General features: G+C 64.0%; 20 protein-coding genes and 1 riboswitch. Of the genes, 9 read left to right on the top strand and 11 right to left on the bottom strand.

From position 1 onward, the window contains the following. Positions 1-5 precede the first annotated feature (5 nt). On the bottom strand, positions 6-317 hold the full coding sequence (locus JLZ96_RS24555; RefSeq protein ID WP_032401262.1) for a hypothetical protein: 312 nt from the start codon (positions 315-317) through the stop codon (positions 6-8). Between the two features lie 232 nt (positions 318-549). Between JLZ96_RS24555 and JLZ96_RS24550 the strand changes: the two genes are divergently transcribed. Further along, a complete protein-coding gene (locus tag JLZ96_RS24550; RefSeq protein WP_135047488.1) occupies positions 550-1,932 on the top strand; it encodes an FAD-binding oxidoreductase in 1,383 nt (460 codons plus the stop codon). Between the two features lie 103 nt (positions 1,933-2,035). Here the strand turns inward: JLZ96_RS24550 and JLZ96_RS24545 are convergent, their stop codons facing one another. From JLZ96_RS24545 to JLZ96_RS24520, 6 genes are all read right to left on the bottom strand, one after another. Further along, positions 2,036-3,340, bottom strand: a complete 1,305-nt coding sequence (locus tag JLZ96_RS24545; protein ID WP_057473190.1) for an aspartate aminotransferase family protein — start codon at positions 3,338-3,340, stop codon at positions 2,036-2,038. 74 nt (positions 3,341-3,414) lie between these two features. After that, positions 3,415-4,446, bottom strand: coding sequence for a TIGR03842 family LLM class F420-dependent oxidoreductase (locus JLZ96_RS24540; RefSeq protein ID WP_201011535.1), 1,032 nt, complete (start codon positions 4,444-4,446; stop codon positions 3,415-3,417). Positions 4,447-4,448: 2 nt separating this feature from the next. Beyond that, positions 4,449-5,870: a dihydropyrimidinase gene (gene hydA, locus JLZ96_RS24535; protein ID WP_201011534.1), complete on the bottom strand. Its 1,422-nt coding sequence runs from the start codon at positions 5,868-5,870 to the stop codon at positions 4,449-4,451. Beyond that, on the bottom strand, positions 5,870-6,709 hold the full coding sequence (locus tag JLZ96_RS24530; protein WP_201011551.1) for a nitrilase-related carbon-nitrogen hydrolase: 840 nt from the start codon (positions 6,707-6,709) through the stop codon (positions 5,870-5,872). The genes hydA and JLZ96_RS24530 overlap by 1 nt, the downstream gene beginning before the upstream one ends. A 110-nt stretch (positions 6,710-6,819) precedes the next feature. Beyond that, positions 6,820-8,340, bottom strand: coding sequence for an ATP-dependent DNA ligase (locus JLZ96_RS24525; RefSeq protein WP_201011533.1), 1,521 nt, complete (start codon positions 8,338-8,340; stop codon positions 6,820-6,822). A 196-nt stretch (positions 8,341-8,536) separates the two neighbouring features. Further along, positions 8,537-10,102, bottom strand: a complete 1,566-nt coding sequence (locus JLZ96_RS24520) for a carboxylesterase/lipase family protein (RefSeq protein WP_045840963.1) — start codon at positions 10,100-10,102, stop codon at positions 8,537-8,539. Positions 10,103-10,203: 101 nt separating this feature from the next. Here JLZ96_RS24520 and JLZ96_RS24515 point away from each other — a divergent pair, with 101 nt between their 5' ends. The 6 genes from JLZ96_RS24515 to JLZ96_RS24490 all read left to right on the top strand — a co-directional run bounded on the left by JLZ96_RS24515 (position 10,204) and on the right by JLZ96_RS24490 (position 15,836). Then, complete coding sequence (locus JLZ96_RS24515) at positions 10,204-10,869, top strand: hypothetical protein (RefSeq protein ID WP_201011532.1); 666 nt, start codon at positions 10,204-10,206, stop codon at positions 10,867-10,869. Between the two features lie 116 nt (positions 10,870-10,985). After that, on the top strand, positions 10,986-12,383 hold the full coding sequence (locus JLZ96_RS24510; RefSeq protein ID WP_027497956.1) for a sugar porter family MFS transporter: 1,398 nt from the start codon (positions 10,986-10,988) through the stop codon (positions 12,381-12,383). Between the two features lie 62 nt (positions 12,384-12,445). Further along, positions 12,446-12,545, top strand: a riboswitch (TPP riboswitch). After that, positions 12,539-13,261, top strand: coding sequence for a TenA family protein (locus tag JLZ96_RS24505; protein ID WP_032389981.1), 723 nt, complete (start codon positions 12,539-12,541; stop codon positions 13,259-13,261). It overlaps the preceding riboswitch by 7 nt. A gap of 23 nt (positions 13,262-13,284) precedes the next feature. Then, positions 13,285-14,271: an ABC transporter substrate-binding protein gene (locus JLZ96_RS24500; protein ID WP_052066997.1), complete on the top strand. Its 987-nt coding sequence runs from the start codon at positions 13,285-13,287 to the stop codon at positions 14,269-14,271. Beyond that, positions 14,249-15,085 carry an ABC transporter permease gene (locus tag JLZ96_RS24495; RefSeq protein WP_027497959.1) on the top strand — a complete coding sequence of 279 codons (837 nt, stop codon included), beginning with the start codon at positions 14,249-14,251 and terminating at the stop codon, positions 15,083-15,085. The genes JLZ96_RS24500 and JLZ96_RS24495 overlap by 23 nt, the downstream gene beginning before the upstream one ends. 13 nt (positions 15,086-15,098) lie before the next feature. Continuing rightward, positions 15,099-15,836: an ABC transporter ATP-binding protein gene (locus tag JLZ96_RS24490; RefSeq protein WP_032374005.1), complete on the top strand. Its 738-nt coding sequence runs from the start codon at positions 15,099-15,101 to the stop codon at positions 15,834-15,836. A 17-nt stretch (positions 15,837-15,853) separates the two neighbouring features. Here the strand turns inward: JLZ96_RS24490 and JLZ96_RS24485 are convergent, their stop codons facing one another. Together JLZ96_RS24485 and JLZ96_RS24480 are read right to left on the bottom strand one after the other, a co-directional pair. Further along, the gene (locus JLZ96_RS24485) at positions 15,854-17,116 is read right to left on the bottom strand and encodes an LCP family protein (protein WP_201011531.1); all 1,263 of its coding nucleotides are present in this window, start codon (positions 17,114-17,116) and stop codon (positions 15,854-15,856) included. A 20-nt stretch (positions 17,117-17,136) separates the two neighbouring features. Next, positions 17,137-17,793 (bottom strand): FMN-dependent NADH-azoreductase, encoded by a 657-nt coding sequence (locus JLZ96_RS24480; protein WP_027497962.1) that lies wholly within the window; start codon positions 17,791-17,793, stop codon positions 17,137-17,139. Between the two features lie 65 nt (positions 17,794-17,858). On the opposite strand from JLZ96_RS24480, the gene JLZ96_RS24475 reads away from it, so the two are divergent. Continuing rightward, positions 17,859-18,221, top strand: coding sequence for a helix-turn-helix domain-containing protein (locus JLZ96_RS24475; protein ID WP_032365543.1), 363 nt, complete (start codon positions 17,859-17,861; stop codon positions 18,219-18,221). 17 nt (positions 18,222-18,238) lie between these two features. On the opposite strand, the gene JLZ96_RS24470 is transcribed toward JLZ96_RS24475, so the two are convergent. Beyond that, positions 18,239-18,559 (bottom strand): colicin immunity domain-containing protein, encoded by a 321-nt coding sequence (locus tag JLZ96_RS24470; RefSeq protein ID WP_027497963.1) that lies wholly within the window; start codon positions 18,557-18,559, stop codon positions 18,239-18,241. A gap of 230 nt (positions 18,560-18,789) precedes the next feature. Then, entirely contained in the window at positions 18,790-19,557 is a 768-nt protein-coding gene (locus JLZ96_RS24465; protein ID WP_032368807.1) for a hypothetical protein, read from the bottom strand. Positions 19,558-19,746: 189 nt separating this feature from the next. On the opposite strand from JLZ96_RS24465, the gene JLZ96_RS24460 reads away from it, so the two are divergent. After that, a complete protein-coding gene (locus JLZ96_RS24460) occupies positions 19,747-20,025 on the top strand; it encodes a GNAT family N-acetyltransferase (RefSeq protein WP_374758069.1) in 279 nt (92 codons plus the stop codon). Positions 20,026-21,203 lie beyond the last annotated feature (1,178 nt).

Below are 21,203 nucleotides of genomic sequence, written 5' to 3'. Positions count from 1 at the left end.
CGCGATCAGCCCAGCCGAGCGAGCGGCGCGAGCCGATCGAGGGACGACCACGCGAGAGAGCAACGCCGAGCAGTCATTTCGTCGGCATCGAGGACGAGCATGTCGAACAATCGGCGGGGTGCTGCACGCCACGAGTCGGCGATGGCCGCGACGGTCGCGCTCTCGAACATCCCGGATTGCAGCAACGCGTGCACCCACTCGTCGACCTCGCCGCGGTGAATGCGCTCGATGGTGTCGTATTCGACTCCGCCCCCGAGAAATTCGTACGAGAACATCGCCGCCACATAGTTCCAGGAGTCACTTCCGGGATCGATCATCGTGCAGCCTCCTTGTCGACCCGCACCGCATGGGGTGCGAGATGCGCTGCGCTGGACGCTAGCGCTGCGAACTACAACATTGCGTGTCGACGACGCATCGATCTGGTAACGCCTGGGGCTGGTGTTACTGATGTGACTCGGACATTCTCGGAGTCGTCCTCGTTCACGCCCCACTGCGAGTCGTGACAGACTCGAGTGGCGACGGTCACATGTACGACGTGAGGAGAACCGGATGTCGGTGACTACCGATGCAGATGCCCACCTGAACGAGCTCGAAGCGCTGCTTCCCGCCGGTGCCGTGGTCACCGACCCCGACATCACCGAGGGATACCGACGCGACTGGGCCAAGGACCCCGACGCGGGTATCCCATTGGCCGTGGTCCGCGCGCAGTCCACCGACGACGTCAGAGCCGTCATGCGGTGGGCCACCGAACACGCGGTGGCGGTCGTCCCGCGCGGGGCCGGCTCGGGCCTGTCCGGTGGTGCCACGGCCGTCGACGGCGGGATCGTGCTCACCACCGAGCTGATGCGCGAGATCACCGTCGACCCGGTGACCCGCATAGCCGTCGTACAACCCGGGTTGCTCAACGCCGAAGTCAAGAAGGCAGTCGCCGAACACGGCCTGTGGTATCCCCCGGATCCGTCGTCGTTCGAGATGTGCTCCATCGGCGGCAATGCCGCGACCAACGCCGGCGGTCTGTGCTGCGTGAAGTACGGCGTCACCACCGATTACGTTCTCGGACTCGAGGTCGTCCTGGCCGACGGAACGGCCGTCCGACTCGGCGGTCCACGCCTGAAAGACGTTGCGGGACTGTCTCTTGCGAAGTTGTTTGTCGGATCCGAGGGCACCCTGGGCATCATCACCGAGATCACTCTGCGGCTGATCCCGGCCCAACCTCCGGCCAGCACCGTGGTCGCTTCGTTCGCCTCCGTGCACGATGCGACGACTGCCATTCTGGCCATCACCCGTACCTTGCGACCGTCGATGCTCGAGTTCATGGACCGTGCGTCCATCGGTGCCGTCGAAGACGCCATGAACATGGGACTCGACCGCGAGGCAGCGGCGATGCTCATCGCTCGGTCCGACTCCCCCGGTGCCGATCGAGGGCGTGAGATCGAGATCATGGCCGCAGCATGCACCGAGGCCGGTGCCTCGGATGTCTTCACCACTGACGACCCCGACGAGGGTGAGGCCTTCGCTGCCGCACGACGATTCGCCATCCCAGCGGTCGAGCGACTCGGCAGCCTGCTGCTCGAGGATGTCGGCGTTCCGCTACCCGCCCTCCCGGCTCTCGTCGACGGTATCGCCGAATTGTCGAAGAAGTACGACGTGCTGGTTGCCGTCATCGCGCACGCGGGTGACGGCAACACCCACCCGCTGATCGTGTTCGACCCCGAGGACGCCGACATGACTCGCCGGGCCAACGTCGCATTCGGAGCCATCATGGATCTGGCAATTTCGTTGGGCGGCACCATCACCGGGGAACACGGCGTAGGTCGCCTCAAAAAGGCCTGGCTACCCGATCAAGTCGGCGAAGACGTCATGGAACTGACCCGGCGAATCAAGACCGCTCTCGATCCGGCCGGAATCCTCAACCCCGGTGCTGTGCTCTGATCAGAGCGGCTGACGCCGCACGTGCGCGCAGTGTTTTCGGGTCGTTCCGCAGGCTCCACTCCTGCCTCGTAGCAGGAGTCGAGTTTCCGCGCACGACCCCGAGTCAGACGGTGAACCCGTCCGCCACCGTCAATACCTCGTCGAGGATTTCCAGTCCCTGACGAATCTCGTCCTCGGTCGTCGTCAGCGGCGGCGCGATCTGCAGACGGTTGCCTGCGACGAAGGGCCACAGACCCCGTGACTTCGCCGCGGCGGTCACGGTGCCCATCGCCGCCGCGTCCTTGCCCGACGCGGCGAAGGGCACCAGCGGCTCCCGCGTCGTGCCGTCCTTGACCAACTCGACGGCCCAGAAGAATCCCTTGCCGCGCACCTCGCCCACGCTGGGGTGAGATTCGGCCAGCTTGGACAGGCCCGCACCGAGTACGTCCTCGCCGACGTGACGCACGTGCGGAAGGATCTTGTCGCGCTCGAACACTCCGATGGATGCCACACCCGCGGCGCACCCGAGGACGTGGCCGGAGTAGGTCAACCCGCCCGGATAGGCTTTGTGGTCGAACTGCGAGGCGATCTTCTCCGAGATCACGACCCCGCCGAGGGGCACGTATCCGGAGTTGACGCCCTTGGCGAAGGTGATCAGATCCGGTGTCACATCCCAGGCCTGGCACGCGAACCATTCGCCGATTCGCCCGAACCCGACCATCACTTCGTCGGCGATGTAGACGATTCCGTACTTGTCGCACAGCGCTCGAACGCCGGCCAGATATCCGGGCGGCGGGATGAGCACACCGTTGGTACCGATGACCGATTCCAGGATCAGCCCGGCGATGTTCTGCGCGCCTTCGAGCACGATGACCTGTTCGAGGTGCGCCAGCGCTGCGGCTGTCTCGTCCTCGGGAGTCGTTGTGCCCCAGGGCGACCGGTACGGGTACGGCCCGAAGAAGCGTACGACGTCGACGTTGGTCGGCTCGGTACCCCATCGCCGCGGCTCGCCGGTGAGACCGATAGCGACTCCGGTTCCGCCGTGGTACGAGCGGTAGGCGGCAAGCATCTTCGTGCGTCCGGTGTGCTGGCGCGCCAGCCGCACCGCGTGCTCGACGGCTTCGGCACCGCCCGTCGTGAAGAACACCCGTTTCAGATCACCCGGAGCGCGTTCGGCGATCAGAGCGGCGAGTTCACTGCGCTTGTTGTTGGCCACGGTCGGAGAGATGGTCGTCAGAACCTGGGCCTGTTCGACGATGGCGGCCACCACGTCGGGGTGTTGATGCCCGAGATTGACGTTGACCAACTGGGACGAGAAGTCCAGGTACCGATTGCCCTTGTCGTCCCAGAACCACGACCCCTCGGCACCCTCGACGGTGATCGGGTTCAGTTCGGCCTGCGCCGACCAGGAGTAGAACACGTGATCCATCTACTTGCCGCCTTTCTTCGGTGTGACACTCACCGGAGCGTACGACTGGCCGACGGCAACAGTCCCGTCGCCCGTCACGACGTAGCCGTGACAGATGTGCGAATCTGCGGGATGATGCTCTCTCCGTACGCTTCGAGCGTCGCTGCCTTGGCGTCGTGCTGCAGGTACACCGAGAACTGGTCGACGCCGAGCGCCTCGAGCTCCTTCAGCTTGGCGATGTGATCGGCCGGGGTGCCCAGTAGGCAGAACCTGTCGATCACCTCGTCCGGAACGAATTCTGCGTGCGAGTTTCCGGCTCGACCGTGCTCGTTGTAGTCATATCCTTTGCGCGCCGCGATGTAGTCGGTGAGTGCCTGCGGAACACCGCCGCCGTCACCGCCGTAGCGTGCGACGATATCGGCGACGTGATTGCCGACCATCCCACCGAACCAACGACATTGATGGCGGGCATGTTCGAGCCCGGCCTCGGTACCGTCGGTGACGTAGGCGGGAGCTGCCACGCAGATCGAGATCGAATCCGGATCTCGGCCCGCCTGCTCGGCCGCAGCACGCACTCGGCCGATCGTCCACGCAGCAATATCCGGATCTGCCAATTGCAGAATGAATCCGTCCGCTACCTGCCCGGTGAGCTCGAGGGCTTTCGGTCCGTACGCCGCGACCCACACCTCCAGCGTCGAATGCTCCGCCCACGGGAACTGCACCGTCGTCTCACCCACCCGGGCGCTGCGCCCGTTGGCCAGATTTCGGATCACCTCGATCGAGTCTCGAAGCGAGGCAAGTGTTGTCGGCTTCCCTCCGAGAGCGCGGACCGCGGAATCACCCCGACCGATGCCGCAGACGGTTCGATTGCCGAACATGTCGTTGAGTGTCGCGAACGTCGACGCCGTCACGGTCCAATCGCGGGTAGCCGGATTGGTGACCATCGGACCCACGGTCACACGCCTGGTCGCGGCCAGAATCTGACTGTAGATGACGTACGGTTCCTGCCACAGCAGATGCGAATCGAACGTCCATACGTGCGAAAACCCATGTGTCTCGGCCTGTCTGGCCAGATCGATCACCCGCGACGCCGGCGGATTGCACTGCAGCACCACCCCGATGTCCATGCTCAGATCAGATTCTGTGACAGGTCGCGGCGAACGAAGCGGCCGTGTCCCGCAGTGCCGGAATAGGATCCACTGTCGACGATGACGCGCCCGCGAGACATCACGGTGTCCACGTGCCCGTCGATCTCGAAACCCTCGTACGCCGAATAGTCCATGTTCATGTGGTGGGTCTTCTCGACCCCGATGCTGGTGTGCCCGTTCGGGTCGTAGATCACGATGTCGGCATCTGCTCCCGGGCTGATGACGCCCTTTCTCGGATACATACCGAACATCCGGGCCGGGGTGGTGCAACAGACGTCGACCCACTTCTCGAGGGTGATCTGGCCGCTCTTGACCCCCTGGAACATCAAGTCGATGCGATGTTCCACCGAACCGATTCCGTTGGGAATCTTGGAGAAATCGCCGATTCCCATTTCTTTCTGGTCCTTCATGCAGAACGGGCAGTGGTCGGTACTGACGGTTGCCACGTCACCGGTGCGCAGGTAGCGCCACAATTCGTCCTGATGGCCCTCGGCTCGCGACCGCAGGGGCGTCGAGCAGACCCATTTGGCCCCCTCGAAGCCGGGTGCACCGAGTTGTTCTTCGAGCGAGAGATAGAGGTACTGCGGACACGTCTCGGCAAACACGTTCTGCCCGTTGCCCCGAGCCTGCGCGATCTGTTCGAGAGCCTGCTTTGCCGATACGTGCACGACGTACAGCGGCGCTCCGGTGACGTCGGCCAGCATGATCGCTCGATGCGTCGCCTCTTCCTCCAGCTGCCACGGACGCGATGTCCCGTGGAAGTACGGGGCCGTGTCGCCGCGTGCGATGGATTGGGCCACGAGGACATCGATGGCAATCCCGTTCTCCGCGTGCATCATCAACAGCGCACCCGTTTCCGCCGCCGACTGCATGGCGCGCAGGATCTTGCCGTCGTCGGAGTAGAAGACCCCCGGGTACGCCATGAAGAGTTTGAAGCTGGTGACACCCTCGGAGACCAACTCGCTCATGGCTTTCAGCGAATCATCGGTGACGTCGCCGATGATCTGATGAAACCCGTAATCGATCGCGCACCGACCGGCGGCCTTGTCGTGCCACTGCGCCAGAGTGTCCTGGACGCGTTGGCCGGGAGTCTGGATGGCGAAATCCACGATGGTCGTCGTACCACCCCACGCCGCTGCGCGCGTCCCGGTTTCGAAGGTATCGGAGGCGAACGTGCCACCGAACGGCATCTCCATGTGCGTGTGTCCGTCCACGCCGCCCGGAATCACGTACTTCCCGGTGGCATCGATGACGACGTCCGCCGATGTCTTCAGATCTGCGGCCAAGGACACCGAGCTGGGTGCCAGCACTGCGACGATGGTCTCACCGTCGATGAGCACATCCAGTTCCTGTGCGCCGGTGGTGGATACGACAGTGCCGCCGTGCACGAAGGTGGTGGCCATCAGGGTTGCACCAGCGGGCCGTAGGCGTCGGGTCTGCGGTCACGGTAGAACGCCCATCGGTCACGAACCACTTTGATCAGGTCCATGTCCAGGTCTCGAACGACGATCTCGGACTTGGAATCCGACGCCACCTCGCCGACGAATTTGCCCTCGGGGTCCACGAAGTAGCTGGTGCCGTAGAAATCGTCGTCGCCGTACTCGGATTCGATTCCGACGCGGTTGATCGCACCCACGTAGTACTCGTTCGCGACGGCCGAGGCCGGTTGCTCGAGTTTCCACAGATAATTCGACAGACCCCGTGAGGTTGCCGAGGGATTGAAGACGATCTCGGCACCGGCAAGTCCGAGAGCACGCCAGCCTTCGGGAAAATGCCGGTCGTAACAGATGTAGACGCCGATGCGGCCGACGGCGGTATCGAACACCGGCCACCCCAGGTTGCCGGGGCGAAAATAGAACTTCTCCCAGAATCCGTTGACGTGGGGAATGTGATGCTTGCGGTATTTACCGAGATACGTGCCGTCTGCGTCGACCACAGCAGCGGTGTTGTAGAGCAACCCGGGCTGTTCCTGCTCGTAGACGGGCAGGATCATGACGATCCCGAGCTCTTTCGCCAACGCCGCGAACCGGTCGACCGTCGGGCCCGGTACGGATTCGGCGTACTCGTAGAATTTCGCATCCTGGAGCTGGCAGAAGTACGGACCGTAGAAAAGCTCCTGAAAGCAGACAACTTTCGCGCCCTGCTCGGCGGCTGACCGAGCGAACCCCTCGTGTGCCTCGATCATCGATTCTTTGTCACCGGTCCACGTGCTCTGGACCAACGCAGCTCGAACTGTGGACATCATCGGCACTCCATCTCTCGCTGGCTTGCACCCTCAAGGTATTTTGCGCCGTGTTACGGGATCGTTCGTCCGGTTTCGTATGTATTAATCGTGCACAGCTCTCGGTGCACTCACGAGTTCGAGTTGGGCAACAACGCGCGGACGGCATCGATGGTGTCCGCGGTGGCAAGGTTCTTGTCCGGTCGGTATCGCAACACTCGGGCGAAACGCAGCGCCACCCCGCCCGGATAGCGCGAGCTGACCTGTACTCCGTCGAGTTCGATTTCGACTATCAACTCGGGCCGCAGGTACACGGTGTGCTGATCTCGCTCGCGTTCGTGCTTCGGGAATTCCTCCGTCTGCCACTGCAGCAGCACATCGGTCAGGCCTTTGAACGTCTTGCCGACCATGATCGGTTCACCGCCGTCGGGATCGCGGGCCCCCAGATGCAGGTTGGACAGAAAGCCCGTACGTCGGCCGTATCCCCACTCCGCGCCGAGAACAACGAGATCGAGAGTGTGTTCGGGTTTGACCTTCTGCCAACTCTTTCCGCGCCGGCCTGCCGCATACGGGGCGCTCAGGGCCTTGAGCATGACTCCCTCGTGCCCGGCATCGAGCGCAGCATCGAAGTGGCCGGCCGCCCCGTCGGCGTCGGGCCGGACGGCACTCGGAATCCGATGGCCCGACGCCACCTTGTCGAGCGCTGCGAGGCGCTCTTCGAGTGGAGCGTCGAGCAGATCGACGCCGTCGAGATGCAGACAGTCGAAGAAGTAGGGCTGCAGCAACAATTCGTGTGCGCTCTCGGCACCGAACCGGCTCATCGTCTCCTGGAACGGACGCGGCCTGCCACTGTCGTCCAGTGCGAGTGTTTCGCCATCGAGGACCACCGACTCGCAGGGAAGTGCACGGACCAGTTCCACCAGCTCGGGCACACCGGCGGTGATATCGCGCAGGGTGCGGGTGTAGATGCTCACGTCGGATCCCGAGCGATGCACCTGAATTCGGGCACCGTCCAGCTTGTACTCGACCGTCACATCCCCCGCCAGCTGCTCCCAGGCACCCCGAAGAGACTCCGCCGGCGACGCCAGCATCGGGCGAACCGGCCGACCGACTTCGAGTCGAAAGGCGTTCAATGCCTCGACACCACCGGTCATGGCGGCGACGGCAGTGGCAGACAATCGACCGGACAGCATGAACGCCCGCCGCACCGACGCCTGCGGCAGAGCTGTGGCAGCGGCGACAGCGTCGACCATGATGCCCTCGAGCGCACCTTGCCTCAGCTCGCCCGTGACCAACCTGATGACGAACGCACGCTCGTCGGCCGTGGTCCGCGAGAACAAGCCCAGCAGCAGGGCCGAACGTCGCGCAGCCGAACCAGCGCCCGACGTCGCCGCCACCTCGGACAACTTCTCGTCCACCTCGGCAACGGTCAGTGTCGACTCCGATGCGGACGGGACATCCAGATCTGCGAGTGTGCGCCAGCCGACCCCGATCCGTCCCTGCGGCAATTCGCCCGACAACCACGACACCGCCGGTTCGATGTCACCCGCCTGTGCCTCGGACAGCACAGCACCGAGCACCTCGATCTTGACCTTGCGCGAACGCGTCGCGGCCACGGCCCGAGAGGTTTCGACAATCCTGGACATCAGCACTCATCGAACATAACCGCACCCACCGACTGGCCTACCCAACCGGGTCATTCCGCAGGCTCCACTCCTGCCTGACATTCAATTGTTACCGCTGTGACTCCAGCGGCCGGTGTTCTTGCTGTTACGTTCGATGCATGCCTGTGACGTCCCGAGCAGGAGTGAAGCCTGCGGAACGACCCGGCGGCGGGCCGGCGACGGGTCAGCTGAATCCCACCACCCGGTCGCCCCAGGCAGCGCGCATGTCTCCGTCGGGATCGTCGACGAGCGTGTCGGACGTATCGATCACCAGAGTCCATCGATTCTTCTCGGTGTACGGGGCCCAGTGCTTGGACGCGTCCAGCGCGGCCGGTACTCCGTACCGCGCGAAGGCCAGCCACCGCCGCTGCATCCGGGCCGACACCGCCATCGCCGGTTTGCGACCCCCCAGCCAGAAGGTGGGATCTCGGTTGAGAGTTCCGAAATTGCCGAACACGTACGGCAGTTCGGTCGCGTGGCCGGCCCCTACTCGCGCGGCCTTGAGCATCGGCGTCGCGTGATCGAAACGGTACATCCAGGTCGGCGAATGTCTACTGTGCCCGTCGGCGATCCACAGACTCGGCATGACGAAGCCTGCATCACGCGAGATCGCCTGCGCCCCAGCGGGTTTGTTCCTGTCCGGGTAGGCGGCCATGATCTCCGCGATGCGCGAGGCGGGCATGTCCGCGTGATCGTGCGCGATGGCCTTGAACATCTCCGAGACGGTGTCGGACGTGATCGGCATCAACGGGGACTTCATGAACCGGAAGATCGAGGGCTCGTCGTGGTTGGTGCCGATGATCAACGGAATTCTGTGCGACAGACCTTTCTGGAAGGCCGCGACCGGATAGCGGGGCACGATGTCTCCGTCGACGACGGGCGAAAGCCCCAGCGTCCCAGGCACTGTGGTCGGAATCTCGTAGCAGAGGGTGTCCCCCGCGGTGACCAGTCTGCTGAAGTGCATCTCGAGCAACTCGCCGACGTCCTCGCGGTCGACCCCCACGAGCTCGAGGAACCGGGCGGCCACCGCAGCGCCGCGTTCGGGACCGTACACGGACGTGGCCGGGGCACTTTGCACGATCGCTCGATGGAAGAGCCCCTCGGCCTTGGGCGAGGTCATCAGAGTGGTGACCGACGCGCCCCCGGAGGACTCGCCGAAGACGGTGATCTCGTCGGGGTCCCCACCGAAGGCGGAGATGCACTCCCGGACCCAGTGCAGCGCCGCAATCTGGTCGCGCAAGCCGAGATTGGTCTCGAAGACGTGTTCGTCGGTGGAGAAGGACGACAGATCGAGAAAGCCGAATGCGCCGAGACGAAAGTTGATCGAGACCACGACCACGTCGCCGTTCTCGCTCAGATGTCGCCCGTCGTACACCTGTTGCGCGGACGAACCGAGCGAATACGCGCCGCCGTGGATCCACACCAGCACCGGACGCAGTTCGCCGTCCGGCCGTGGTGCCCACACGTTGAGCGACAGGCAATCCTCGGAGATCGACAACGACGGATCGATCGGGACCGGGCTGTCGCGGCCCTGCGGTGCCATCGCACCGAAGTGCAGACCGTCGAGCACGCCGTTCCACGGCTGCATGGGACGCGGTGCTCGAAACCGCAACTCACCCACCGGCGGCGTCGCGTACGGAATACCCCTCCAGGCGACTGTCGGCGATGCGTCGGCCGCAACCGGGTAGCCGAGAACGTCGCCGTACGGCGTGCTCACACGCACGGTGGAGTCGGACGTGGTGTCGTCCATCGCACCTCCCTTCGGGTCGTTGCTCAACGTACCAACTCCATCCCCGACGCCGGCCTCCTCGAAACCCCCGGCAGCGCTCCCATCGAACCGAGGAACGAGTCATGAAGAGAATTGGATCCGCCCTGGCGGCGGTCGTCGGAGTGTGCCTGTTGTCTGCCTGCGGTTCGGGCGGCGGAGGTGACGGACCCATGGCGACGGTCATCACCGACCGCCCCCAGCCGATCACCGCGGTTCCGACCACCGACCGTGGCCTGCCGTCGAGCAGTGTGCCTTCCACACCGTCCTCCACGACACCGTCCAGCACCACACCGTCCAGCACCACGAAGACCACGCCGAGTGCCGTTGCGCAGCAAGCGAACCCGACACAGTACGCGGGCAAGGCTCCGGGCTGGTACTACTTCACGAGCCCCAGCGGCAAGTTCGAGTGCGGTATAGCCGTACAAGAGACGTCGATCGCCGGTTGCCACGGCTCGCTGCCCGACTCGGCCCCCGAGGTGACCGACAGTGCATCCTCCGACCGGGTGAAACCCAATTCCGTGCAGATCATCGCCGGCTCCCCCGCGAAGTTCGAGAGCCTGGGCGATCCCAAGTTCCACCGATTCGACGGACCCGCGGCGGCACTCCCGTACGGCGAAGAACTCACCGTCGCGGGTAGCGGATCCACCAACGGGCTTCGATGCAGCGTCGACGAGCAGACCGGAGTCACCTGCACCGATCAGGTCGGCCACGGTTTCACCGTCTCGGACGACGATTTCGACCTTCGCTGACGGCGTCGTTCGCGCGGCGAAAGACCAGGCGTAATGTCCCAGGACGGTACGACAATCCCTGCCGTACGGTCTCCCCAGCGGCCGGCGCCCGCGCGCGGCCAGAAGGTGCATCACACATGAATCAGACCTCGGACCGTCACACAGCGAAGGTCATCGGCGTCAGCGTCGCCGCCGCTGTAGGCGGCTTCCTGTTCGGCTTCGACAGTTCGGTCATCAACGGAGCTGTCGATTCGATCGAAGACCACTTCTCTCTCGGCTCGTTCACCACCGGCTTCGTGGTTGCGATCGCCCTGATCGGCTGCGCGATCGGTGCCTGGTTCGCCGGTAGCCTCGCCGATCGCTGGGGCCGCAAGAAGGTGATGCTGCTCGGCTCGGCCCTGTTCGTCATTTCCTCGGTCGGCTCCGGGCTCGCGTTCAGCGTTCCCGATCTCATGCTCTGGCGTGTGCTCGGCGGTCTCGGCATCGGTATCGCGTCGGTCATCGCACCGGCCTACATCGCCGAAATCGCGCCCGCCAAATGGCGTGGCGCGCTGGCCTCGCTGCAGCAATTGGCGATCACCATCGGTATCTTCGCTGCCCTGCTGTCCGACGCCCTTCTCGCGGGTGCGGCCGACGGAGCCTCCAACGACCTGTGGTTCGGTGTTGAGGCGTGGCGCTGGATGTTCCTCGTCGGTGTGGTCCCCGCTCTGGTCTACGGAATCCTGGCCACCCTGATCCCGGAGTCACCCCGCTACCTTGTGGGTCAGCATCTGGACGAGGAAGCCGCCGCGGTTCTGGCGAACATCACCGGCGAGCTGCATCCCGACGAGCGAGTGCACGAGATCAGGCTGACGCTGCGCAAGGAGGCCCGATCGTCGTTCGCCGACATCCGTGGCCCCAAGTTCGGTCTGCAGCCGATCGTCTGGGTGGGCATCACGATGGCCGTCCTGCAACAGCTCGTCGGCATCAATGCGATCTTCTACTACTCGACGACGCTGTGGCGGTCGGTCGGGTTCACCGAGGACCAGTCTTTCACCACCTCGGTCATCACCGCGGTCATCAACGTGGCCATGACGTTCGTGGCGATTCTGTTCGTCGATCGCATCGGCAGGCGCAAGCTGCTGATGGCGGGGTCCATCGGAATGTTCGTGGGACTCGTCATGGCATCCGTCGCCTTCTCGCAGGCGACCGGCAGCGGCGACGAGGTCAGTCTGCCGTCGCCGTGGGGTGCGATCGCGTTGGTCGGGGCGAATCTTTTCGTCATCTTCTTCGCATCGACCTGGGGGCCGATCATGTGGGTCATGCTCGGCGAGATGTTCCCCAACCGGATGCGTGCCATGGCTCTCGGTATCGGTACGGCTGCGAACTGGATCGCCAACTTCGCTGTCACGCTTGCCTTCCCACCACTGACGTCGTCCGTCGGATTGTGGGTCATCTACGCCGGCTTCGCGCTCTTCGCTGCGCTGTCGTTCCTCTTCGTCAAGTCCAACATCCGTGAGACCAAGGGCATGGAGCTCGAGGACATGCTGGGCTAGACCCAGACCGAGGTGAAGGGGCAGTAACACCGGCAGATCGTGACCGGTGTTACTGTCACTGACGTTCTGACACGGGGTGTGTCCGCCGATGCGGATGCTGAGATCAAACCCGCCGAACCTGATGCAGGTAATACTGACGAAGGGATGTCAAGGCGATGACGCCTGTTGTATCTGCGGACCCGGTCCGCTTCACCGATCGACTCTGGGACGCATCCGCGCACATCAGACGCGCGATCGACGATCTAGAATTCCTCCGCCGACTCGGTGCGGGAACCCTTCCCCTCGACGCGTTCCGTCGATATCTGGAACAGGATTCGCTGTATCTCGGTGGCTACGTGAAGTCGCTGTCCCTGCTGGCAGCGCACGCGCCGACACCGGTGGCCGGAGCCTTCTGGGCCGGCGCTGCAGCGAGCGCGATGGACGAGGCCGCCTCGCACGAGGCCATGCTCACCGGAGACGTTCTTCCGCCCTCCACCGAGACGCCGACGCCTTCACCGGCATGCCTCGGCTACACCTCCTACCTGACGGCCGTCGCCGCGACCGAGCCGTATCCCGTTGCGGCGGCAGCTGTTCTGCCGTGCTTCTGGATCTACGCCGACGTCGGCCGCTCGCTCGCCGGAGCGGCGAAAGCCGTGCTCGCACGCGATCCCGGTCATCCCTACGCACAGTGGGTGGCCAACTACGACGCACCCGAATTCCATGCCATCGTCGATGCCGCCAAGGGCTTCGTCGACGACGCGGCCGACTCTGCGACGGAACTGCAGCGTGAGCAGATGATCGACGCCTTCGTCGTTGCGTCGAGGTACGAATTGATGTTCTGGGACAGCGCATTACACCCCACTCCGTGGCCATCGACCGAGAGCGCGGTGCACGCATGAGAACGTCTCGATTGCTCACGGTGATGGTGGCGACAGTCCTCGCGACCACGGTGATGGCCGGCTGCTCGCAGTCGACGGATTCCGACACCATCCGTTTCGCCCTCGACTGGACTCCCAACACCAATCACACCGGCCTCTACGTCGCCCTTCAGGAGGGTTACTTCGCCGACGCCGGGCTCGATGTGGAAGTACTGCCGTACAACAACACCGCCGCGGACACGCTCGTCGATGCAGGCAACGCCGAATTCGGTATCAGCACCCAGAGTTCGACGGTCTTCGCGAGATCCGCCGGCGCCCGGACCGTGTCCGTCCTCGCACCACTGCAGCACTGGGCCACCGGCATCGGAGTGCGTGCGGATCGCGACGACATCGCGAGCCCACGCGCACTCGACGGCAAGGTCTACGCCGGTTTCGGTGAATCCGGCGAGCAGGCCGGACTCCGGCAGGTCATCGAGAACGACGGTGGCACAGGCGAATACGAGACCGTCGTACTCGGCACATCTGCCTACGAGGCGGTGTACTCCGGCACTGCGGACTTCACCGTGTCCTACCTCGCATGGGAGGGCATCGAGGCAGAGCACAGCGGAACGCCGATGAAGTACTTCGACTACACCGATTACGGGTTCCCCGACGCCTACGCCATCACCATCAGCGGGAACGAGCCGTGGCTGGCTGCGCATCCGGACGAGGCGAAGAAGTTCGTGCAGGCGCTGCAGCGTGGCTACCAACTCGCAGCGGACGATCCGGACAAGGCGGCTCAGGATCTGATCGACGCCAATCCCGGTACGTTCACCGACGAATCGTTGGTGTTCGAGAGTCAGAAGATGCTCGCAGAGAAGTACATGAAGGATTCCGCGGGCGAGGTCGGACGACAGAGTATCGACACGTGGACCGCGTACTCGAAGTTTCTCTACGACAGCGGGGTACTCACCGATCAGAACGGTGCACCGCTGAGCGCCGAACCGGACTGGTCCACCTATTTCACCGATGACTACCTCGGCGATCGATGAGCCGGTGACCGCCGAGCGAGATACGTTCTCGCTCAGCGGTGTCCGAGCTTCGTTGCGGTGGGCATGGCCCGCGGTGACCGTCGTCGTCCTGTCGATCGCGGTGTGGCAGATCTATGTCGAGGTCAGCGGCATCAGGCCACAGGTACTGCCCTCCCCCGGCCGCGTTCTCACGCAGGGCTGGGCCCAACGCGAGGCGATTGCCGAGAATGCCGCAGCGACACTGCAGGTGACACTCGTCGGGTTCGCGGTCTCTCTCGTGCTGGCCTGGCTGCTCGCCATCGCCGTGGACTTCTCGCCGTGGCTGCGCCGTGCGTTCGTACCCTTGTTCGTCGTCTCGCAGACACTGCCGATCATCGCCATCGCACCGCTGCTCATCATCTGGTTCGGGTTCGGACTGTTGCCGAAGATTCTCGTGATCGCACTGGCAACGTTCTTTCCCATGGCCATCGGGCTCATCGAAGGGTTCGCCGCCGCAGATCGCGACGCGCGAGCCCTCCTGGCCACCATGGGGGCCGGCCGCTGGCAGCAGTTCCGGTACGTACGGCTGCCGTCGGCACTTCCTCGGTTCTTCACCTCGCTTCGCATCGGCATCACCTACGCCGTCGTCGGCGCAATCTTTGCCGAATACGCCGGAGCCACCGCAGGACTCGGTATCTACATGAGTCAGCAGAAGAATTCGTTCCGTACCGACCTGGTACTTGCAGCCGTTGCCGTCACCGCGGTGATCAGCGTGCTCCTGTTCGTCTCGACGTTCGTGGTCGAACGCGTCGTCGCCCCGTGGGCACGTCAGGGGTCGGCGGGCCACAATGTCTGAACTCGAGCCCACAATGTCTGACGTCGAGCACAGCATCGACATCTCGGCCCTGAGAAAATCGTTCGGCGGAAAACCGGTACTCGACGACGTGTCGTTCGGAGTCCGGCCCGGTGAATTCGTGTCGATCATCGGTCCGAGCGGGTCGGGCAAGAGCACGGTGTTCAACATGCTCGCCGGCCTCGATACACCCGATTCGGGCTCGGTCCGAGTTCCGCCGTGCGCGTACATGCCGCAGAAGGACCTGTTGTTCCCGTGGCGATCGGTGCTCGACAACACCTCGCTCGGCCTCGAAGTACAAGGCGTCGCCAAGAAGGAGGCACGAGCGCGGGCACGCGAGTTGTTCCCGGTGTTCGGTCTCGACGGGTACGAGTCCGCTCGCCCGTCCGAACTGTCCGGGGGCATGCGGCAACGAGCAGCACTGCTGCGCACCGTGGTGCAGGGACGGTCGGTGTTGCTGTTGGACGAGCCCTTCGGGGCATTGGACTCGTTGACCCGTAGTGACATGCAGGCCTGGCTGCAGCAGGTCTGGTCGGAGTTCAGGTGGACGGTGCTGATGATCACCCACGACATCCGCGAGGCGGTCTACCTGTCCGATCGGGTGGTGGTCCTCTCGCCACGACCCGCCCACGTTCGACGGCAGGTCGACGTACCGCTGCCTCGACCCCGGGAGCTCGAGATCGTGACGACGCCACAGTTCGCCGCCGTCGAGAAGCAGTTGATGGATGTTCTGTCGAGCACGCCGAACCATTGACCGAGTCGATGCAGGGATCAGTCGACGCAGGGGATGCCGCCGTTGCTGTGCACACCCTGATCCGGGGCGGCCGGTAGATCCTGGGACGGCTCGGGTATGGCTACCTCGAGCGGTGGTGGTGCCGGATCCGACGTCGGATCGAGGGCTGCGGGTGCCGGCTGCGCGGGACCGATCAATCGCGCTGCCTCGGCTCTGATGGCGTCGACGTCGACGAGATTGACGTCCTGACCGTCAACGGTGTCGTAGCCCGTGATCGGCAGCGTGTAGAAGTCGATATCACCCTTCATGACGGCACCGGCTCCCCCGGCAAGGCCGATCGGGTCGAGGCCTGCGTCGATGACGATGTCGTTCTTGGTTCCCGCGATCAGCGCACGCAATTCGCTGATGTTCGCCAGCACGCCGGATGCGCTGAGCTTGGCCATCACCCCGGCCACGAACGCCTGCTGCCGCTTGGTTCTGTCGAGGTCACCGTTGTCGAGTCCGTGCCGTTGACGCACGAAGGACAACGCCTGAGTCGCGCTCAATTCCTGCGCACCCGCAGGGAAGTCCGCACCCGAGTACGTATCGTGCACCGGGTTGTTCAGGCAGACCTGGATCGGGCCGACTGCCGTCGCCACGTCGTAGAAGCCCAGAAGATTGACTTCGGCGAAATGGTCGATGGGCACATCGAGGAGATCGCGAACGGCCGTCAGCGTGGAGCGGCGCCCCGCCTCGCGTGCTCGACGCTCACGCTCGGCCGCGTCGGTGACACCCTCGTCGAGCAATTGGGTGTCGGCATCGGCCTTGGCGAGCCCGTAGGCCTCCTTGATCTTGCGCTTGCCGTACCCGGGAACGTCGACGTAGTCGTCGCGCGGTATCGACAGCGCTGTCGCTCGTCCACCGCCGGCCGGAAGATGCACCAGCAGAAGCGTATTGGTGTTGTATCCCCCGACGTCGCTGTCACCGGCATGCAGGGTGTCGGTGACGAACGCGGCCGGCAGATCGTTGCCGTCCATGTCCTTACGACTGTCGAGCCCGATCAGCAGAATGTTGGTGTCGGCACCGTTGACATCCGGATCGTTGTTCGCGATACCGTCGAGCGCATCGGAGGTGGTCAGTCCGGTGGTTGCCTCCCGGTACACCGCGAATCCGACGCCACTGACTGCAACGGACGCCACCGCCGCCGTCGCAACGAGCACTCGGCCGATCCGCAGCGCAACAGCGTGGTCGCCGGACGGACGCGCCAACCGGTGGCGTCCCGGTCCACGTTCGATGCCGCTACCAGGGCCGTTCGGTTGCACCCTGACAGGCTACTCGGCTCTCACACGGGCGAGATCGTGCCCAGACGCCGCGCGAGCTCGTCGACGGCCGAGAATGCCGCGTCGAGGCTGGCCCGAGCCTGCGGAATCTTCGGTGCCAGACCGGCAACCCGCTCGGCAAGGGTCAGGTCGATCGGGACGAAATGCACGTCCATGCCCAGTGCGGCACCGAGAACCTGCCGCAGCTGCCCCGTGGTGTGGTCGATCGACGCTGCCTCCGAGCCCGGGGTGTACTCGTTCCCCCGACTGGTGACCACAACCGCAGGCTTGCCGACGAGTGGTGCTGTGTCGCCGTCGAACGGCACCGTGATGCCGGGAACGTGCACGTAGTCGATCCACGCCTTCAGCGTCGACGGGATCGACCAGTTGTACATCGGCGCACCGATCAGTACGACGTCCGCGGAGATCAGTTCCTCGATCAGCTCGACTTGAAGAGCCTCGGCTGCCGCGTCCACGGTCTCGTCGGCAGTCCGCAGGTGCGGTGCCCAATGCAGTGCCGAGGTCGGCAGATGTGGCAATGCATTGACGTGCAGATCACGGCGAATCACCGAATGATCGGTTCCGATGGTGTGCCACGCGTCCGAGAAGTGGGCTGTCACCCGACGGCTGATCGAACGGGACAGGTCGGCAGACGAATCCAGGTGCAACAACTGCGGCACTGAAACACTCCTCGGATGGTGGGTGTCCCGAGCCTAGGCGAACCGGACGCTCCTATCCTGGTCGGATGGACTTCCGATTCGTCACCCGCGCGCTGAGTTCGCGCTCCGCCGCACGAATCACGACGGCACTGCACGAGAACACGGACACGGACGTCGATGTCCGTCTCGGCGGAGTGTCGGTGGACCTGGACGACTCCGCGCGCGCTGCGGTGCTCGAACTGCTCACCCAGCTGGCCACCGCCAGGGCTGTGGCCATCGGAACCGTCGAAGAACTGCTGACGACCTCGCAAGCGGCAGAGGTACTCGGTGTCTCCGACACCTACGTTCGGCGCTTGGCCGACGCCGGAGACCTACCGATCGAAATGCGTGGCACCCACCGACGCTTCCGGCTGGAAGACCTTCTGCGACACCGTGATCGATTTCGCTGACGGGCTGCGGCGGCCGATCAGCCGGCCTCGCGCTCGAACTGCTCGGACTGCAATGTCATGAGGTCACGAAACGCGTGGCCGGCTGCACGCCACAGCTGTTCCGCATCGATGTAGTCCACGCCGCGAAGGTCGACGTCTCCCAGATACGCCCCGACGTCGACCGACAGCATCCCGATCACCGACGACACCTCTGCATCGAGGTACGTCACCCGCGTGTTCTGAAGTTCTCGAAACTGCGTCGAGAAGAATTCCGCCGGAATTCTCCGGTCGACGAACTGTGCGATGAGAAAAAGGAAGCGGGACGAATGAGCGGATGCCGCTCGGTATGACTGCTCCATGGTGAATACCTCTCCCCACGGTCGACAGCACCCCTCGCACTGTCGACCGTCGAGCTCGCTGAGACCCGAAACCCGATGCACAGACGAACTCTCGAGCATCGATTCGACCCAGCGATTGAAACAGGGAGCTCGTCGTACAAGCGCCAGGTTAATCAGACACTTCGACGGTTTCCGCACGTTGCGCGAAGTTGGTGAAAGCTCACAAAATCACCGCGTTCACCTGCTAGTTCTTACTGAAAGGAACCGAGAGGGGCGCGATCGGGAGTGTCCAACTGCCAGAACTGCCAGCCGTCCCGCTCCTCGACATCTCCGCTGATGTGCGTGGCGACGGCACTGGCGGCGACGGACGGGTTGTCGAAGCGTCGACCCTCCATCGGCCCGGCCGTGATTTCCAGGCGCTGAGTCTGCGGGTCGAATCGCCCGCTGAGCCGGTATCCCTCGCAATCGGCCACCACCCGTACCCGGTTGTCGATCACTTCTTCTTCGACGACGACCTTGGACTTCCGCGTTGCTTTGACCCTGGGCGTGCGAACCCACGTCTGCTCGGGTCCGACGTCGACGGACGTGTCCAGGGTGGCGCTCAGTCCCAGCAGTTCCCAGCGCTCACTGCCGTGAGCCACCCTGTCGACTGCAATGGCGTGATGCCCGGTTCGCGTCCGCAGCGGCGAATCCTGTACCCACAGATCCACTTCTCCACGAATATCCGACGCCATCTCCTCGGAGGACACCATGTAGAACCGCGGTTCCTCGGTTGCCAGGTCCACGAACACCCAGTACGACGACCCCGTGTCGTCGCTCTCGAGCGACTCGTCCTGTCTGCGGGCTTTCCAGTCGCCCGTCACCTTCGATCGCACCCGCACGATGCACGAGGACTTACCGTCCATCGACCAGACCTGAACGGGATTACGACGCGAGGTGGTCAGACGCTCCGCGCGTCCACCGCGCTGCGCGACGGTTCTGATGAAAGCCTTGATTCCCCGGTCGGATGTGTCTTCCACGGTTTGCCGCCTTAAGCCTCGAGCGCCCCGTACTTATGAAGAGAGGTGTTGCGACGGGTGGCGCTCGCACGACTCGGTTTCCCTCAGCCTACTGCGTCGATGCGTGCTCGAGTAACTACCGAAAGATCGCCGTTCGGCTGCCGGTTACCGTGGAGACATCGAACACTGCCAGGAGGTACCGCAATGCCGGTGACGATCACCCATGACACCGCCGCCCACCGATTCGAGATTCACGTCGACTCCGAGCCGGCCGGGTACTCCGAGTACTTCGAGTCGAACGGCGTCCGAACCTTCCACCACACCGTGACAGTGCCTCGGTTCCGCGGCCGAGGGCTGGCCGCCGCGCTCACCGAATACGCTCTCGACGACACCAGCACACAGGGCCTCGAAGTGGTCCCTGCGTGCTGGTTCGTGCGCGACTTCATCGACGCAGCCGGCGATCGATATGCACATCTGGTCAAACGTTGACCGGTCAGCGATTTGCCGAGACGAATCCGGACCCGGTACCGGATTCAGAACTGTTACCGTTTCCGGGTGTTCCCTCGTCGTTCCCAGTGGTTTTCCCGACCGATTCCTGAACGGGTTCGATTCGTTCTTGTGCCGCAACACTTTCCGCAGCCCGCTCGGCTGCTACCCGACGCCGTTCGTAGTTCTCGACACCCCGGGCAACCCGTTGTCGATGTTCACTCGAGACATGTTCGTAGTACATCTGTTCTCCTACAGAAAGAATGGACGCCTCACACGGAGCACAGCCGTGCCGCGCAAAATAGTCGACGCGTCGTTGTCGAGGCTCATCGGCCTCGATGCGCGAAAGCTCTACTCAGAGAGCGTGATCGGCAATAGCCGCGGATCGCGTGTAGACGACGCCCCGGCCTGCGAGCTCGAAATTTGCTGCCATTGTCCACCTCCACGATCGATGCGATGTACCCGTACGACGATCATGCACTGCCGAGGCATCGAACTCCACTGATTAAATTCGGCGCTCGAGAATTGTTGTGCAGCTGGGCGTTCCAGGGGCGCACTCGAACGAGTGGTGGAGTGTGGCCCGACTACTCCGATTCGATCCGTCGGTAGACCTTCCAGGTATACGCAAACGCGCGCGCGTTTGTCAGGTACGCGCAGTCTGGTGTCGCTGTTCTGCTCGTGTGTGGCGAACGCGCTCGCGTGTGCGAACGGGGTGGGGTGGCGCGCCGCAGCGGGCGACACGGTTGGGGATCACCGATCCCCTTTGTCTGCGCGATGCGCTCGCGTATGCGATGGGGGGTGGGTGTTGCGAGTGAACGTCCGGCACTGCCGGAGGCGACGTGGTGCCGGCACCTCTGGTGCTATGCGAATGCGCGCGCGTTTGTCGGGTGCGTGCAGTCTGGTGTCGCTGTTCTGCTCGCGTCCGGCGAGTGCGCTCGCGTGTGCGACCGGGTGTGGCTGGACGGGCGGTCCGTATGGCGATGATGGGACTGGGGGTGCAGGTGTCGATGCCTGCGCGTTCAGCAGCGCGAGCGGTGAATACTGTTGTGTGGATAGTGGTTTCGAATGCAAAATGCCCCTGACCAGGAGTGGTCAGGGGCATTCTGGGATGTTGTGTTCGGCGGTGTCCTACTCTCCCACACCCTGTCGAGTGCAGTACCATCGGCGCTGGAGGGCTTAGC

The organism is Rhodococcus sp. NKCM2511, assembly GCF_014905595.1.
GTDB classification, from domain to species: Bacteria; Actinomycetota; Actinomycetes; order Mycobacteriales; family Mycobacteriaceae; genus Rhodococcoides; species Rhodococcoides fascians.
The sequence above is the reverse complement of the archived record's forward strand: the minus strand, read 5'-3'. Positions and strand labels throughout refer to the sequence as shown.